Origin of the sequence: Streptomyces coelicoflavus (assembly GCF_003112555.1) — a bacterium.
Taxonomy (GTDB): domain Bacteria; phylum Actinomycetota; class Actinomycetes; order Streptomycetales; family Streptomycetaceae; genus Streptomyces; species Streptomyces coelicoflavus.
The window spans coordinates 241009-256258 of sequence record NZ_BEWB01000008.1; the positions used below are offsets into that span (position 1 = coordinate 241009).

Consider the following 15250-nt stretch of genomic DNA (forward strand, 5'->3'; position numbering starts at 1 on the left):
GGATTTCGGCGGGTGTACGACGTGGTGCGTCAGCCGAGTCCGGCCAGCCGGAGCAGGAGTTGTTTCACGTCGGTGGCCGCGACGCGGTCTCCGACGGCGCGGGGGGTGGAGCAGATGAGGAGCGGACCGTCGTCGTCGCTCGCGGGGAGGCGGCCGTGGCTGCCTCGAATAGGTGACGCGTCGAGAGGCACGACCGCCATGCGGTAGCGCATGCCGAGTTTCTTGCGGGCCAGGGCGCCGGCCGCCTTGACCTTGACGTAGGGGTCGAGGGGGTCCATGAAGAGCTCGACCGGGTCGTAGCCGGGTTTGCGGTGGATCTCGACGAGCTGCGCGAAGTCGGGCGCCCGGTCGTCGTCGAGCCAGTAGTAGTACGTGAACCAGGCGTCCGGCTCCGCCACGGCGACGAGTTCACCGGCGCGCGGATGGTCGAGGTGCTGGGCCTTCTTGCCCTCGTCGTCGAGGAGTTCGGCGATTCCGGGCAGCCCCTCCAGGGCGGCTCGGGTCGCGTCGAGGTCCTCCGGGCGGCGGACGTACACGTGGGCGATCTGGTGGTCGGCGACCGCGAAGGCGCGGGAGGCCATCGGGTCGAGGTACTCCATGCCGTCCTGCGTGTGCACCTCGAGGAGCCCGGCCCGGCGCAGGGCGCGGTTGATGTCCACGGGCCGGCTGACGGAGGTGATGCCGTACTCGGAGAGCGCGACGACGGTGCGGCCCTCGGCGCGGGCGTCGTCGAGGAGCGGGGCCAGGGCCGCGTCCAGGTCGGCTGCGGCCTTGAGGGAGCGCGGGTCGTCGGGGCCGAAGCGCTGGAGGTCGTAGTCGAGGTGAGGGAGGTAGCAGAGGGTCAGGTCGGGGTGCCGGGTGGCCATGATGTGCCGGGTGGCGTCGATGATCCACTGGCTGGAGACCAGGTCGGCGCCGGGTCCCCAGAAGTGGAAGAGGGGGAAGGTGCCGAGCTTGTCGGTGAGTTCGTCGTGCAGGGCCGGGGGCCTGGTGTAGCAGTCGGGTTCCTTGCGGCCGTCGGCGTAGTAGACGGGACGGGGGGTGACGGTGATGTCGGTGTCGGCGCCCATGGCGTACCACCAGCAGATGTTGGCGACGGTGTAGCCGGGGTGGGCGCGGCGGGCGGCGTCCCAGAGCTTGTCTCCCGAGACGAGTCCGTTGTGCTGGCGCCACAGCAGGACGTCGCCGAGTTCGCGGAAGTACCAGCCGTTGCCGACGATGCCGTGCTCGGAGGGCGTGGTGCCGGTGAGGAAGGTGGACTGGGCGGCGCAGGTGACGGCGGGCAGGACGGTGCCGAGCGGGGCGCGGGAACCGGACTGGCCGAGCTGCTTGAGGTGGGGCATGTGGTCGAGGAGACGAGGGGTGAGGCCCACGACGTCCAGGACGAGGAGGGGGGTGGGTCCGTCGGGGTGGGGTGATCCGTCGGGGTGGGCGGGTGCGGTCATGGCAGTTCCTTCAGGCCGAGGTCCGTCAACAGGTCGCGGGCGAGGGTCAGCTCGGCGGCGATGCCGTCGGTGAGCTGGGCGCGGGCGCGGGGCCGCAGCTCGGGCGGGAGGGCCTGCCAGGTGTAGGTCTCGACCTCCAGGTGCCGGGTGAGGGGGTGCGGGCCGCCGACCAGCCGGGTCAGCGCGGCCTTGAGTACCGGAAGGGTGGAGGTGAGGGGTGCGGCGGGGGCCGCGTGCAGGGGGACGTGGAAGTGGGCGCGCCAGGGCGCGGTGGGGGGCAGGGGGCCGCCGTCCGCGAGGGCCTCGTCGAGGTCGTCGGTGCCCTGCCGGCCGCCGGAGGGGGTGGTGGTGCGGGTCTGGTGCAGGAAGCGCGGCTCGGCGAATGCGGCGAGGGCTTCGCGGACCGCGGGGTCGGCGGGGTGTTCGGCGTGCAGCGCGGCGGACAGCTGGGACTTGACGACGGGTACGCGGGCGGCCGTGAGGGCGTCCAGGGCGGTGTCCGGATCTTCGAAGGAGGTGGCGAGGTGGCAGGTGTCGACGCAGACGCCGATACGGTCGTGGCCGATCGCGGTGAGCGGTGCGATGGCGTCATGGGTGGTCTCGACGACGCAGCCGGGTTCCGGTTCCAGGCCGACGCGGATGGAGCGGCCGGTCAGTTCCTCGAGGGCGTCGAGGCGTTCGGCGAGGGTGACCAGGGCTGCGCGGGCCCGGTCGGCGCGAGGCTCGTCGTAGGCCGTGCGCCAGGCGAGCGGCAGGGTGGAGATGGTGCCGTCCGTGACGTCGTCGGGCAGCAGTCCGGCGAGCAGCCGGGCCAGGGAGGTGGTGTGCTCGAGGCGTTCGGGGTCGGCCCAGTCCGGCTTGTAGACGCGGTACTTGACCTCTTCGGCGCCGAAGCCCTGGTAGGGGAAGCCGTTGAGGGTGACGACCTCCAGGCCGCGCCGGTCGAGTTCGGTGCGCAGGCCGCGCAGCGCGGCGGGGTCGGTGCCCAGGGCGTGGGCGGCGTCGCGGGCGAGCCACAGCCCGATGCCGAGGCGGTCGCGGCCGAGGCGTTTGCGGACCGGCTCGCAGTGGTCGCGGAGCTGGGCGAGGACGCCGTCGAGGGTTTCGGCGGGGTGGACGTTGGTGCAGTAGGCGAGGTGGACGGTGGAGCCGTCGGGGTGCCGGAAGCGCATGGCTCACTCCCCGCCGCGCAGGATGGAGTTGCCCTCGTGCGTGGCGTCCCCGGAGGCCACGTCGAGTTCGAGGCGTCCGCTGAGCCCGTAGAAGGCGACGGGGTTGCGCCACAGCACCCGGTCCACGTCGTCCTCGGTGAATCCCTCGGCGAGCATCAGGTCGCCCACCTTGCGGGTCTTGAGCGGGTCGCTCCTGCCCCAGTCGGCGGCGGAGTTCACCAGCACCCGCTCCGGGCCGTACTCGCGCAGCAGGGCGACCATCCGGACCTCGTCCATCTTGGTGTCCGGATAGACGGAGAAGCCGAGCCAGGCGCCGCTGTCCCTGGCCTCCTTGACGGTGGTCTCGTTGAGGTGGTCGACCAGCACCCGCTCCGTGGGCAGGGCGGACTCGCGGACCGCGTCGAGGGTGCGGCGCAGCCCGGCGAGCTTGTCGCGGTGCGGGGTGTGCACGAGGGCGGGCAGCCCGTGGTCGGCGGCGAGCTGGAGCTGGGTGGCGAGCGCGGTGTCCTCGGCGGGGGTCATCGAGTCGTAGCCGATCTCACCGACCGCCACCACCCGGTCCTTGACAAGATAGCGGGGCAGTTCGTCGAGGACGGGCAGGCACCGGGGGTCGTTGGCCTCCTTGGGGTTGAGGGCGATCGTGCAGTGGTGGGCGATGCCGTACTGGGCGGCGCGGAAGGGCTCCCAGCCGAGCAGGGCGTCGAAGTAGTCGCGGAAGGAGTCGGGAGAGGTGCGGGGCTGGCCCAGCCAGAAGGAGGGTTCGACGACGGCGCGGACACCGGCGGCGTGCATGGCCTCGTAGTCGTCGGTGGTCCGGGAGGTCATGTGGATGTGGGGGTCGAAGATGCGCATCAGGACTCCTTGCCGTGGGGGTCGGCCGTGCCGGGCGCGGGGCGTCCGGACTCGGTCAGGGCCAGGACGCGGTGCAGGTCTTCGGGGACGGTGCGGTCCGCGGCGGTGCGTTCGGCGGCGTAGTCGGCGAGCATCCGGGCGAGTTCGCCGTCGCCCCGGGCCCGGCGGGCGAGGTCCGCCACGTCGGCGACGGGGACACCGGTGAACAGGCACTTCAGTACGGCGTGCCGCCACTGGTGGGCGTCGAGGTGCCGGGCTGCGTAGGGGCCGAGGGCGGCGGCGACGAGCCGGGTGTCGTTGGTGCGCAGGGCGTCCTCGACGAGCGGCAGGGCGTCCGGTCCCGGCACGAGGTGGGGCAGGGCGTGCAGCACGGCGCGGCGTTCGTCGGCGGTGCCCTGGGTGTAGACCCGGGTGAGGGCGTCCGTGTCGGCGCGGGCGGCGTGCAGGACGAGGACGCGGGCGGCGTCGGCGTGGGCGGGCCCGCAGCGGCGGCCGGCCTCGGCGAGGCGCAGCTCCCACACCGAGATGGGGCCGTGGGTGCCGGGGTGGGCGGCGGCCTCGTCGAGGGCTTGGTCCAGCCAGGCACGGGCGGCTCCGTCGAGCCGGGTGGCCAGCGCTGCCCGCAGTTCGGCCAGCGGGACGTGGGCGGGGGTGGTGCCCTGGTCCGGTCCGGCGTGCCCGGCGGGGGTGCCGTCCGCGCCCTGGGTGTCGGGGGTGGCGTGGGCGGCGTGTGGCTGCGTCATGGGGTGGCTCCCTTCAGTGGGTGGCGGAGGGCTCGCCCGAGCGGTTGGTGCGGGGCGGTGACGCCGGGGCGGCGCGCCGCAGGAACGGGAGGGAGCGTTCGGCGTGGTGGGGTCCCGCGTGGGAGTGGCGGGGCAGTTCGACGACGGTGAGGCCCTGGTAGCCGGTGGCGGCGAGGGCTTCGAGGACGGGCGGGAAGTCGATCTCGCCGTCACCGAAGGGGAGGTGTTCGTGGACGCCGCGGCGCATGTCCTCGATCTGCACGTGGCGCAGCCAGGGGGCGGCGGCGCGCACGCAGTCGGCGGGAGGGAGCGGTTCGAGGCACTGGCAGTGGCCGATGTCCAGGGTGAGTCCGAGGAGTTCGGGGTCGCCGAGGGTGCGGCGCAGGGTGTGGAAGTCGGCGATGCTGGAGAGGAGGTGTCCCGGTTCCGGCTCCACCGCGAGGGGGACGCCCGCGGTGGCGGCGGCGTCCAGCACCGGGGCGAGGGACTCGGCCAGCCGCTTCCACGCCGTGTCCTCGTCCGTGCCCGCGGGGGTGACGCCGCTGAAGCAGTGCACGGCGTGGGCACCGAGGTCGGCGGCGACGCCGACGGCACGGACGAGGAGGTCGGTGCGGCGGGCGCGGTCCTCCGGGTCCGGGTCGAGCAGGGAGGGGCCGTGTTTGCGGCGCGGGTCGAGCACGTAGCGGGCGCCCGTCTCCACGGTGACGTCCAGACCGAGCGCGTCCAGCCGCGCGGCGACCCGGCGGGTGCGGGCGGCGAGGTCGTCGGCGAGCGGATCGAGGTGCATGTGGTCGAGGGTCAGTCCCACGCCGTCGTAGCCGAGGTCGGCGAGGAGGGCGAGGGCGTCGTCGAGGCGCAGGTCGGCGAGGCCGTTGGTGCCGTAGCCGAAGCGGAGCGGGGACGCGACGGCCCCTCCCCCCGCCCGGTCCCCGGCCTCCGCCGCCTTCCCGGGAACGGCCCCGGGAGCGGCCCCGGCCCCGGGAGCGGCTCCGGCCTCGTCCGGGCCCCGGTTCGGCTCGCGGTTCGGCTCGCGGTTCGGCTCGCGGTTCCGCTCCTGCTCCGGGTTCCGGCTCATGTGATGCTCACCTTCCTCATAGCGGTCCTTCTCGCGAACCACCGGCCGGCCGGGGCAAGGGCCGCGATCAGTAGGGACGTGGCGCCGGCACCGGAGCGGGCGGCGAGCGCGGCCTGGAGCGGGATCGTGGCCCGGATGCCGCCGCCCACGGCGCGTTGGGTGAGCGGGGGTGAGGGGTTGAGCGCGGCGTGGAAGTAGGGGCGGGCGGCCGTCGCGGCGTAGACGGCGCTCAGCCCTGCCCCGAGGGCGTCGGTGACACCCGGTGCCGGGGTGGAGCCCGACAGGCCGGGGGCGGCTGCTGCCCGCCGGCCTGCCGGGAGTAGGTTGCGGCGGCGGGCGGCCAGCCCGGCCAGCGCCCCCGTCGTGGCGAGGGCGGCCAGCGGTGCCAGGGCCGAGCCGCCGGTGGTCTCCCGGCGGGAGACGGCGGTGACCGCGAGGGTGTGGCTGCCGAGCAGCGCGGCCGAGGGCAGCGCGGCCCGGGTGCCGCCCCCGGTGGCGGCCGCGCCCAGGAGCAGGTCGAGGCCGCGCGCAGCCGCCATGGCGGCTGGACCGGCCGGCGTGTGCTTCAGGGCGAGGTCGTAGGCCCAGACGGTGGCCGCCAGCGGTGCGGCGACCGCGAGGGCGGGCCGGCCGGCACCGGCCGCCAGCGCCAGCCCGGCGCCGGTGAGGGCACCGGCCGCGGTGAGAGCGGCGGCGGGGCGGACGCGGCCGGACGGGAGGGGGCGGTGCGGGCGCTCCACGGCGTCCTCCTCGCGGTCGGCCCAGTCGTTGAGCGCCATGCCGGCCTCGTACAGGCACAGGGAGGAGCCGATGGCGAGCAGGGTGCGGGGTCCCGGCCGGGCACCGGCCGCCGCCGCACCGGCCAGGGCGTCGCCGGGCACGGTGAACAGGGCGGGCAGCCGCAGCAGTTCGGCCCAGGCGCCGATGCCGCCGTCCGTGCGGGGGGTGCGGGATCCCGGGGCCCGGGGCGTAGCCGGCTCGGGGCTGCCGGGGGCCGAGGCAGGGGCCCGGGGGCCGGGGGCCTGCGCCCGTGCCGCTGCGGGTTCCCGCGCGGACCGGCCCCGCGCGGCGGGGACGGCGCGGTTCATCGCCCCGCCCCGTGCCCGACGGCGTCGCCGCCGCCACCGCCGTCGCCGTCGCCCGGCGAGCCGTCCCCCGGGTCGTCCGACAGGCGTCCGGCGAAGCGTTTCAGCTCGCGGTACTGCTCGGCCAGGGAGGACGGCCCGTCCCCCATCGGGTCCTTGAAGAAGAAGCCCAGTTCGCCGAGCGGGCCGGACAGTCCCTTCTGGTGGGCGCGTGCGGCCAGGCGGGCCAGGTCGAGGACGAGCGGTGCGGCGAGGGACGAGTCGCAGCCCTGCCAGGTGGTCTGGAGGATCATGCGGGCGCCGAGGAAGCCGTCGAAGGCGATGTGGTCCCAGGCGGTCTTCCAGTCGCCGAGCGCGGGCACGTCGTCGATGTGGACCTCGCCCTCGACGGGCGCGCCGAGGGTGTCGGCCAGCACGCGTTCCTTGCCGGCGTTCTTCGCCGCGGCCGCCGCCGGGTCGGCCAGCGCGGCGCCGTCGCCGCCGCCCAGCAGGTTCGTGCCCGACCAGGCGCGCACCGCCAGCGCCCGCTGCGCGAACATCGGGCCCAGCACCGAGCGCAGCAGGGTCTGGCCGGTCTTGCCGTCCCGGCCGGCGTACGGCAGCCCGCTCGCCCCGGCCGGTGCGGCCAGTGCCGGGTGGTGCAGGCCGGTCGACGGGGTGAAGTTGACGTAGGGGCAGCCGGCGCGCAGGGCTGCGGCGGCGTAGAGGGAGCTGGCGGGCAGGGCTCCCCCGGTGGGCGCGGGCTCGGTGGAGGCCACGTTCACGACCACCGTCCGCTCCGCTCCCGAGCGCCGCGCGAAGTCGGTGATGTCCGCGGCGAACGCGGCGATCAGCTCCTCCTCGTCGCGGGTGTCGCCGGGCAGCGGCCCTCCGGGGCGTATCTCGCGGTCGGCCGCGGCCAGTTCGGCGCCCACGGCCGAGGGCAGCCCGTGCGGCAGCACACCCCCGGCGGCCAGGGCCTCCGCCCGCTTGGGCAGGGGGCAGTCCACGGTGTCGTGGCCGCCGAAGACGAGGGACGCGAGCGCGGGCAGTCCCGTCCCGGCGAAGTCGGGGGTCTCGGTGACCATGCCGGTCGGGGCGTGCAGCCCCGCGGTCACGGCGGCACAGCCCGCCACCACCGTGGTGGCGACGGAACCACGGGCTCCGATCAGCCAGACACCGGTACGGGAGCCGTGGGAGGAAGCAGAGGGGGACGCGGACATGGGCAGCCTCCTTGTCGAGCGCGTCGAGCACACACGAGCGGTGGTACGGCCGGAGGGGGCGGTACGGCCGGAGAGGTGGCACCGCCGGAGAGGTGGCCCGGCCGGGAGAGCCGAGCCGTGCCGGGTGACGGCGGGCGGAGGTCCGGCGTCCTCCGCCCGTCGCCGTTCCGGTTGCCCCCGAGGAGCGGGCGCCCCTGGAAGAGGTCACCCCTCGGGGGCGGTTCGCCCTAGGAGGGCAGTTCCTTGAGCTGGATGTTGCGGAAGGAGACCTGGTCGTCGGCGCCGTGGTTCTGGAGGCCGATGTAGCCGTCGGTCAGGCTCCGCTCGGGGTCCTTGTTGGTGAAGTCGTTGATCTTGACTCCGTTGAGGAACACCTGGAGGCGTTCGCCCCGGACCTTGATCTCGTAGGAGTTCCACTGGCCGGGCGGCCGCAGAACCTGGTCACGGGCCTTGATGTTCGCCGCCTTGAAGGTGTAGATCGCACCGGTGGTGCGGTCCACGGCGTCCGTGGCGTCGATCTGGATCTCGTAGCCCTTGTTCACGGCGGACCAGGGGTCGTCGGAGGCCGGGAAGCCCACGAAGACGCCGGAGTTGTCGTCGCCCCGCATCTTCCAGTCGAGCTTGAGCGAGTACGACTTCAGTTCCTTGGCCTGGTACCAGAGCAGGCCCATGCCGCCCTCGGACTCCAGGACGCCGTCCTTGACGTTGAACTTTCCGGGGCCGGCCTGCTTCCAGCCCTCCAGGGTCTGGCCGTTGAAGATGTCCCGGTAGCCCTTGGACGGCTTGCAGTTGGCCTTGACCTGGCCGGTGGCGTACTGCATGCCGCCGAGCAGGTGGCCGCGGAAGGCCTCGTCCGCGTAGGACTCCTTGGTGTGGCCGAGGCCGGTGTAGAAGGAGCGGCCGCCGCCGTAGTTCTGGCACCAGGCGATCGGGTGGTCGCCCTTCATGTTCCCGCCCTCGTAGGTGGTCTCGTCGAGGGTGGCGAGGACCTTGGCCTGCTCGCGCGGGTTGGTGCGGTAGTTGTACAGCTCGTCGGTGTGCTCCCAGGCGTCGTCCAGGTGCGCGGTGGCCGGGTGGTCGTGGTCCTCGACGCGGACGGTGGCCTTCTGGACGGCCGGGTGCGAGTGGAAGTAGGCGCCGACGAGGCCGCCGTAGAACTCCCAGTCGTACTCGGTGTCGGCGGCGGCGTGGATGCCCATGTAGCCGCCGCCGTTCTTGACGTAGTTCTCGAACGCCTTCTGCTGGTCGGCGTTGAGGACGTCACCGGTGGTGGACAGGAAGGCGACCGCGTCGTACTTGGCGAGGTTGGCCGTGGTGAACTGTCCGGCCTCCTCGGTCGCGGTGACCGAGATGCCGGCCGGGGTGCCCAGCTCCTTCAGGGCGGCGATGCCCGTCGGGATGGAGTCGTGGCGGAAGCCCGCGGTCTTGGAGAAGACCAGGACCTTCTTGCCGGCCTTGAACGGCTCCTTGGAGAACTCGAAGTCGTCGATGTCGTACAGCGCGCCCTCGCCGCCCTTGAAGACCAGGTAGAGGTCCGTGGTCTTCCTGGGCAGGGACCGCAGCGGTACGTCGACGTTCTGGAAGGTCTCCCAGCTGCCGGTCGGCGGGATGTACGCCGAGCCGTGCAGCTTGCCGGTGGGCGAGCCGGTGCGGACCTCGATGTAGCCGCCGGTGCCGCCGGAAGAGGCCCGGACGGTCAGCTTCTTCTGCCCGTCGAACTTGTAGGGGGTGAAGGAGATCCAGTCGCCGTCGTTGATGTCGCCGACGGTCTTGCCGCCGTTGGCGCCGGTCTTGTCGATCGGCGACACGCCCTGCTGCGTGCTGAAGTGCTCGGCCTGGCGGTGCGGGGGCTGGATCACGGTGCGGGCGGTGCCGGTCAGGGCCTCCTGGCCGTTCGCCCCGCCGTCGGTGTAGCTGGCGCCGACGACGCCGTAGATGTTGGCGTTGGGGTCGTGGCCGCCGTCACCGGGCGGCGGGTTGAGGGTGCCCTCACAGCCCATCTCGCTGGTCAGCTCGTGGGCGTGGGAGTCGTGGCCCAGGCTGTAGGCGACCTTGACCTTGGAGCAGTCGATCGTTTCCTCGGGGTCGGTGACCTTCACCTTGAAGGGGATGGGCTGCCCCATGGGAAGCAGGGTGCCGTTGCCGGGGGTCTCGATGACCACCTTGGGCTCGGTGTTGCCGACCACGATCCGGACGCTGGCGTTGCCGGTGTTGCCCTCGGGGTCCTTGGCGGTGAAGGTCGCGGTGTAGGTGCCGACCTTCTTGTACTTGTGGGTGGGGTTCAGCCCCTCGCCCTTGGTGCCGTCGCCGAAGTCCCAGCCGTAGGTGAGGTCCGGGGAGTCGGCGTCCTTGGCGGTGGCGGTGAAGGCGACCTTCAGTCCGGCCGCGCCGGACGTCTTGTTCGCGCTCACCTCGGCGATCGGCGAGAAGCCGTCCGCGGCGTTCTCGATCCGGTACAGGGCGGAGTCCTTGTCGCCCTGGAACCAGGACAGGCCGTAGTCCAGGACGTAGAGCGCGCCGTCGGGGCCGAACTCCATGTCCATGATCTGAGTGCCGGTCCACGGGAAGTCGTTGATCTTGGAGACCGCGCCGTCCTCGGTCTGCTCGATCCGCTTGATCCAGCGGCGGCCGAACTCGCCGGCGAAGAAGTCCCCGTCGTACTCCTCGGGGAACTTCACGCTGGAGTCGAGCTCCGGGTCGTAGCGGTAGACCGGGCCGCCCATCGGGGACTCGGATCCACTGCCGAACTCGGGCACGGAGTCGTCGTCGTAGGGGATCCACGCGGCCTGCGCGGGCGGCAGGTCGGTGAGGCCGGTGTTGTGCGGCGAGGTGTTCTTCGGGGCGGCGCAGTCGAAGGTCTCGCCGGAGGTCTTGGTGGCGAAGTCGTAGTCGACGTACGGGTCGTTGTCGCCGGTGCAGAAGGGCCAGCCGAAGTTGGCGGCCTTGGTGACCTTCGCGAACTCGACCTGCCCGGCGGGGCCGCGCTTCGGGTCGGCGGCACCGGCGTCGGGGCCGTAGTCGCCGACGTAGACCGTGCCGGTCTTCTTGTCGACGCTGATCCGGAAGGGGTTGCGGAAGCCCATCGCGTAGATCTCGGGACGGGTCTTCTCGGTGCCGGGCTCGAAGAGGTTGCCCTCCGGGATGGTGTACGAGCCGTCCTCGGCGACCTTGATGCGCAGCAGCTTGCCGCGCAGGTCGTTGGTGTTGCCGGCGCTGCGGCGGGCGTCGAAGGCCGGGTTGCGGTCCGCGCGCTCGTCGATCGGCGTGTAGCCGTCGGAGGCGAACGGGTTGGTGTCGTCGCCGGTGGAGAGGTAGAGGTTGCCCTCGGCGTCGAAGGCGATGTCGCCGCCGACGTGGCAGCAGGTGCCGCGGGAGGCCGCGACGTCCAGGACCTTCTTCTCGCTGGACATGTCCAGCGTGCCGTTGGGGTTGAGGACGAAGCGGGAGAGGCGGTTGACGCCGTCGAACGGCTTGAAGTCCTCGGCGGTGCCGTTCTCCGGGGCGTCGCCCGCGGGGGTGTCGAGCGGCGGGGCGTAGTAGAGGTAGATCGCCCGGTTGTTCTCGAAGTCCGGGTCGATGCCGACGCCCTGGAGGCCCTCCTCGTCGTGGTTGTAGACGGGGATCTTGCCGGCGACCTTGGTGACGCCGCCCTGGTCGGTCAGGCGCAGTGTGCCGTCGCGGGCGGTGTGCAGGACGCTGCGGTCCGGGAGCACCGCGAGCGACATCGGCTCGCCCATCTCGGGCTCGCCCTTGGCGAGCGGTACCTGCTGGAACTGACCCTCGGCGGCGGCCGCCGTCTCGTCGTGCTCCGGGTGGCCCGGGTGGGCGCCGGCGACGGTCGCCGGGGTGCCCACGGCCAGCAGCAGGCCGGTGAACAGGGCGAGGGTGGTGCGGAGTCTGGGGCGCCTGGTGGTGCCGGTGCCTTTGAGTCTGGTTCTGTGCACGAAGTCCCTCCGGGAACGGGGGTGGGCCGTACTGGGATGGGTGCGAAGACGTGCGATGCGGGCGCCGGGGTGCGCCGTCACCCCGGAGGCGTGAGTGTCCTGAACACTTCAGGGACGGTAACCGCGTTCTTCCGGGGCGAACACCCTTTGGACCGCAGTTGGTTCAACTTTTTCCCAACTCAGGACAAAGCGGGATCCGGGCAGCCCGGACCGGGCACCGGCGTCGTGGCCGGTCCCCGGTCCTGACCTGCGGTCGAACCTCAGGATCAGCTGTTGAAGGCCGCGTCGAAGGAGGCGCTGGGCGGCTCGAAGTCGAAGGCCTTCAGCCGGGTGAGGGCTTCCGGCGCGCCCTGCAGCCGGTCCATGCCGGCGTCCTCCCACTCGACGGATACCGGTCCCTGGTAGTCGATGGAGCGCAGCATGCGGAACACGTCCTCCCAGGGGACGTCGCCGTGCCCGGCGGACACGAAGTCCCAGCCGCGCCGGGGGTCGCCCCACGGCAGGTGGGAGCCGAGCCGCCCGTTGCGGCCGTCGAGGCGCTTGCGGGCCTCCTTGCAGTCGACGTGGTAGATGCGGTCGCGGAAGTCCCACAGGAAGCCGACGGGGTCGAGGTCCTGCCACACGAAGTGCGAGGGGTCGAAGTTGAGGCCGAAGGCCGGCCGGTGACCGACCGCCTCCAGGGCGCGCTGCGTGGTCCAGTAGTCGTAGGCGATCTCGCTGGGGTGCACCTCGTGGGCGAACCGCACGCCCTCCGCGTCGAAGACGTCCAGGATCGGGTTCCAGCGGTCCGCGAAGTCCTGGTAGCCCCGCTCGATCATGGACTCGGGGGCGGGCGGGAACATGGCCACCAGGTGCCAGATGGCGGAGCCGGTGAAGCCGATGACGGTGTCGACGCCGAGACGGGCGGCTGCGCGTGCGGTGTCCTTGATCTCGGCCGCGGCGCGTTGCCGGACGCCCTCCGCATCCCCGTCGCCCCAGATGCGGGCGGGCAGGATGGCCTCGTGGCGCTCGTCGATGATGGCGTCGCAGACGGCCTGGCCGACCAGGTGGTTGGAGATCGCCCAGCACTTGAGGCCGTACTTGTCGAGCAGCTGGTGGCGCGAGTCCACGTAGGAGGGGTCGGCGAGGGCCTTGTCGACCTCGAAGTGGTCGCCCCAGCAGGCGAGTTCCAGGCCGTCGTAGCCGAAGTCGCGGGCGAGGCGGCAGACCTCCTCCAGCGGCAGGTCGGCCCACTGTCCGGTGAAGAGCGTGAAGTTGCGTGGCATGTCGCTGCCGGCCTCCTCAGAGTGCGATGGGGGCGATCGGGGTGTAGACGGAGTTCTTCTCGGCGCTCTCCTCCACGGCCGCGAGCACGCGCTGCACCTGCAACCCGTCGGCGAAGGAGGGTTCGGGCCCGCGGCCCTCGGCCACGGCGTGCACGAGGTCGCGCGCCTGGTGCACGAAGGTGTGCTCGTAGCCGAGCCCGTGGCCCGGCGGCCACCAGGCCTCCAGGTAGGGGTGTTCGGGCTCGGTGACGAGGATCCGGCGGAAACCGGCGTACTCCCCCGGTTCCGTCCCGTCGTGGTACTCCAGCTCGTTGAGCCGTTCCAGGTCGAAGGCGAGCGAGCCGCGCTCACCGTTGAGTTCGATGCGCAGGGCGTTCTTGCGGCCGGTGGCGTACCGGGTGGCCTCGAAGGAGACCAGGGCACCGGAGGTGAGGCGGCCGGTGAACACGGCGGCGTCGTCGACGGTCACCTGTCCCGTCACGCCGTCCGCCGAGCCCGCGGACAGGCCCCGGGGGGCGCCGGCGGGCAGCGGGCGTTCCCGTACGAAGGTCTCGGTGAGGGCGGAGACGCCCGCGATCCGCTCGCCCGACAGGTACTGGGCCAGGTCGACGATGTGGGCGCCCAGGTCGCCGAGTGCGCCCGATCCGGCCAGCTCCTTGCGCAGCCGCCAGGTGAGCGGGGCCTTCGGGTCGACCAGCCAGTCCTGGAGGTAGGTCACCCGCAGGTGCCGCAGCCGGCCGACGCGGCCCTCGGCGACCATCCGCCGGGCCAGCGCGGTGGCCGGCACCCTGCGGTAGTTGAACCCGACCATCGCCAGCTGTCCGCGCGCCCCGGCCTGCTCGGCGGCGCTGGTCATCGCCTGCGCCTCCTCGACGGTGTTGGCGAGCGGCTTCTCGCACAGGACGTGTTTCCCGGCGGCGAGCGCGGCCAGGGCGATCTCGGCGTGGCTGTCGCCCGGGGTGCAGATGTCGACGAGGTCGATGTCGTCCCGTTCGACCAGGGTCTGCCAGTCGGTCTCGGTGCTCGCCCAGCCGTGCCGGTCGGCCGCCAAGCGAACGGCGTCGGCGTCCCGCCCGCAGATCGCGGCCAGCACCGGGTTCAGCGGCAGGTCGAAGACCCGGCCCGCGGTCCGCCAGCCCTGGGAGTGGGCGGCACCCATGAAGGCGTAGCCGACCATGCCGACGCGCAGGGGCGGTCTGGTCGCGGACGCCCCCGTCGCCGCCCCGGCATCGGTCCCGGCAGCGGTCCCGGTATCGGTCCCGCGGTCGGTCCCGGCGGCTTCCTCCTCGGCGCCGGCCCCCTCGGGCTGCTGCGGCTGTCCCATGCGGATGTCCTCCTCGTCGTGGTGGCGCGGTGGGGTGGGCCCCGCCCCGGCGGCGGCTGGTCGGGCCGCTGCCGGGGCGGCAGCCCTCACTTGAAGCCCGTGGACATGTACTGGTCGACGTTGTCCTTGTCGACGACGGCCGAGTAGCAGGTGACGGTCGACGGGATCTCGAACTCGGCGAGGCCGCTGACGCCCTTGCCCTGCCCGAGGGCGCGGGCCAGGTCGATCGCGGACGCGGCCATGGTCGGCGGGTACAGCACCGTCGCCTTCAGGACGCCGCTGTCCGCCTTGATGGCCTGGAAGGCGGAGAGCGCGCCCGCGCCGCCGACCATCAGGAAGTCGTCGCGTCCGGCCTGCTCGATGGCGCGCAGGGCACCCACGCCCTGGTCGTCGTCGTGGTTCCACATGGCGTCGAAGTCCGACTGGGCCTGGAGCAGCTGGGCCATCTTGGACTGGCCGGACTCGACGGTGAACTCGGCGGCCTGGCGGGCCACCTTCTTGATGTTCGGGTAGTTCTTCAGGCCGTCGTCGAAGCCCTGGGTGCGCTGCTGGGTCAGTTCCAGGTTGTCGATGCCGGCCAGCTCGACGACCTTGGCGTCCGACTTGTCCTTCAGCTTCTCGCCGATGTAGTGGGCGGCGTTGAGACCCATGCCGTAGTTGTCGCCGCCGACCCAGCAGCGGTAGGCCTGGGGGCTGTTGAAGATCCGGTCGAGGTTGATGACCGGGATGCCCGCCCGCATCGCCTTCAGGCCGACCTGGGTGAGGGCCTTGCCGTCGGCCGGCAGGATGACCAGGACGTCGACCTTCTTGTTGATGAGGGTCTCGATCTGGCCGATCTGCTGCGCGGTGTCGTTGGAGCCCTCGGTGATCTCCATGGTGATCTCGGAGTACTTCTCGGCGCGCTTCTTGGCCTGGTCGTTGACGGCGTTGAGCCAGCCGTGGTCGGCCTGCGGGCCGGCGTAGCCGATGGTCACGGGCTTGCCGGGCTTGTCGTCGGCGGCCGGCTGGGTGTCCGCGGCGGCCTTGTCGTCGCCGCTGTCGGGGTCGTTGCTGGTGCACCCCGTGAGGACGGCACCGGCGGACACGGCGGCGGCTCCGAAGAGCAGCCCTCTGCGACTCGTGAGCTTCGTCATGACGGTGAAC

At 72.6% G+C, this 15250-nt stretch carries 11 protein-coding genes; all 11 read right to left on the reverse strand.

What is annotated here, in order from left to right:
• Nucleotides 1-29 precede the first annotated feature (29 nt).
• Nucleotides 30-1445 carry an alkaline phosphatase family protein gene (locus Sco07f_RS20830; protein WP_108988743.1) on the reverse strand — a complete coding sequence of 472 codons (1416 nt, stop codon included), beginning with the start codon at nt 1443-1445 and terminating at the stop codon, nt 30-32.
• The gene (gene eboE / locus Sco07f_RS20835) at nt 1442-2617 is read right to left on the reverse strand and encodes a metabolite traffic protein EboE (RefSeq protein WP_108988744.1); all 1176 of its coding nucleotides are present in this window, start codon (nt 2615-2617) and stop codon (nt 1442-1444) included. Before eboE ends, Sco07f_RS20830 begins: the two co-directional genes overlap by 4 nt.
• A gap of 3 nt (nt 2618-2620) precedes the next feature.
• Nucleotides 2621-3469, reverse strand: coding sequence for a TatD family hydrolase (locus tag Sco07f_RS20840; RefSeq protein ID WP_007389009.1), 849 nt, complete (start codon nt 3467-3469; stop codon nt 2621-2623).
• A complete protein-coding gene (locus Sco07f_RS20845; protein ID WP_108988745.1) occupies nt 3469-4212 on the reverse strand; it encodes an EboA domain-containing protein in 744 nt (247 codons plus the stop codon). Before Sco07f_RS20845 ends, Sco07f_RS20840 begins: the two co-directional genes overlap by 1 nt.
• A gap of 13 nt (nt 4213-4225) precedes the next feature.
• The gene (locus Sco07f_RS20850; RefSeq protein WP_108988746.1) at nt 4226-5287 is read right to left on the reverse strand and encodes a sugar phosphate isomerase/epimerase family protein; all 1062 of its coding nucleotides are present in this window, start codon (nt 5285-5287) and stop codon (nt 4226-4228) included.
• A complete protein-coding gene (locus Sco07f_RS20855; RefSeq protein ID WP_108988747.1) occupies nt 5284-6375 on the reverse strand; it encodes an SCO3242 family prenyltransferase in 1092 nt (363 codons plus the stop codon). Before Sco07f_RS20855 ends, Sco07f_RS20850 begins: the two co-directional genes overlap by 4 nt.
• Entirely contained in the window at nt 6372-7574 is a 1203-nt protein-coding gene (locus Sco07f_RS20860; protein WP_108988748.1) for an inositol-3-phosphate synthase, read from the reverse strand. The genes Sco07f_RS20855 and Sco07f_RS20860 overlap by 4 nt, the downstream gene beginning before the upstream one ends.
• A gap of 227 nt (nt 7575-7801) precedes the next feature.
• Complete coding sequence (locus Sco07f_RS20865) at nt 7802-11518, reverse strand: ThuA domain-containing protein (RefSeq protein ID WP_108988749.1); 3717 nt, start codon at nt 11516-11518, stop codon at nt 7802-7804.
• A 266-nt stretch (nt 11519-11784) separates the two neighbouring features.
• The gene (locus tag Sco07f_RS20870) at nt 11785-12783 is read right to left on the reverse strand and encodes a sugar phosphate isomerase/epimerase family protein (protein ID WP_007389000.1); all 999 of its coding nucleotides are present in this window, start codon (nt 12781-12783) and stop codon (nt 11785-11787) included.
• Nucleotides 12784-12799: 16 nt separating this feature from the next.
• A complete protein-coding gene (locus Sco07f_RS20875) occupies nt 12800-14107 on the reverse strand; it encodes a Gfo/Idh/MocA family protein (RefSeq protein ID WP_108988750.1) in 1308 nt (435 codons plus the stop codon).
• A gap of 86 nt (nt 14108-14193) precedes the next feature.
• Nucleotides 14194-15240, reverse strand: coding sequence for a substrate-binding domain-containing protein (locus tag Sco07f_RS20880; RefSeq protein ID WP_007388998.1), 1047 nt, complete (start codon nt 15238-15240; stop codon nt 14194-14196).
• Nucleotides 15241-15250: the final 10 nt, after the last annotated feature.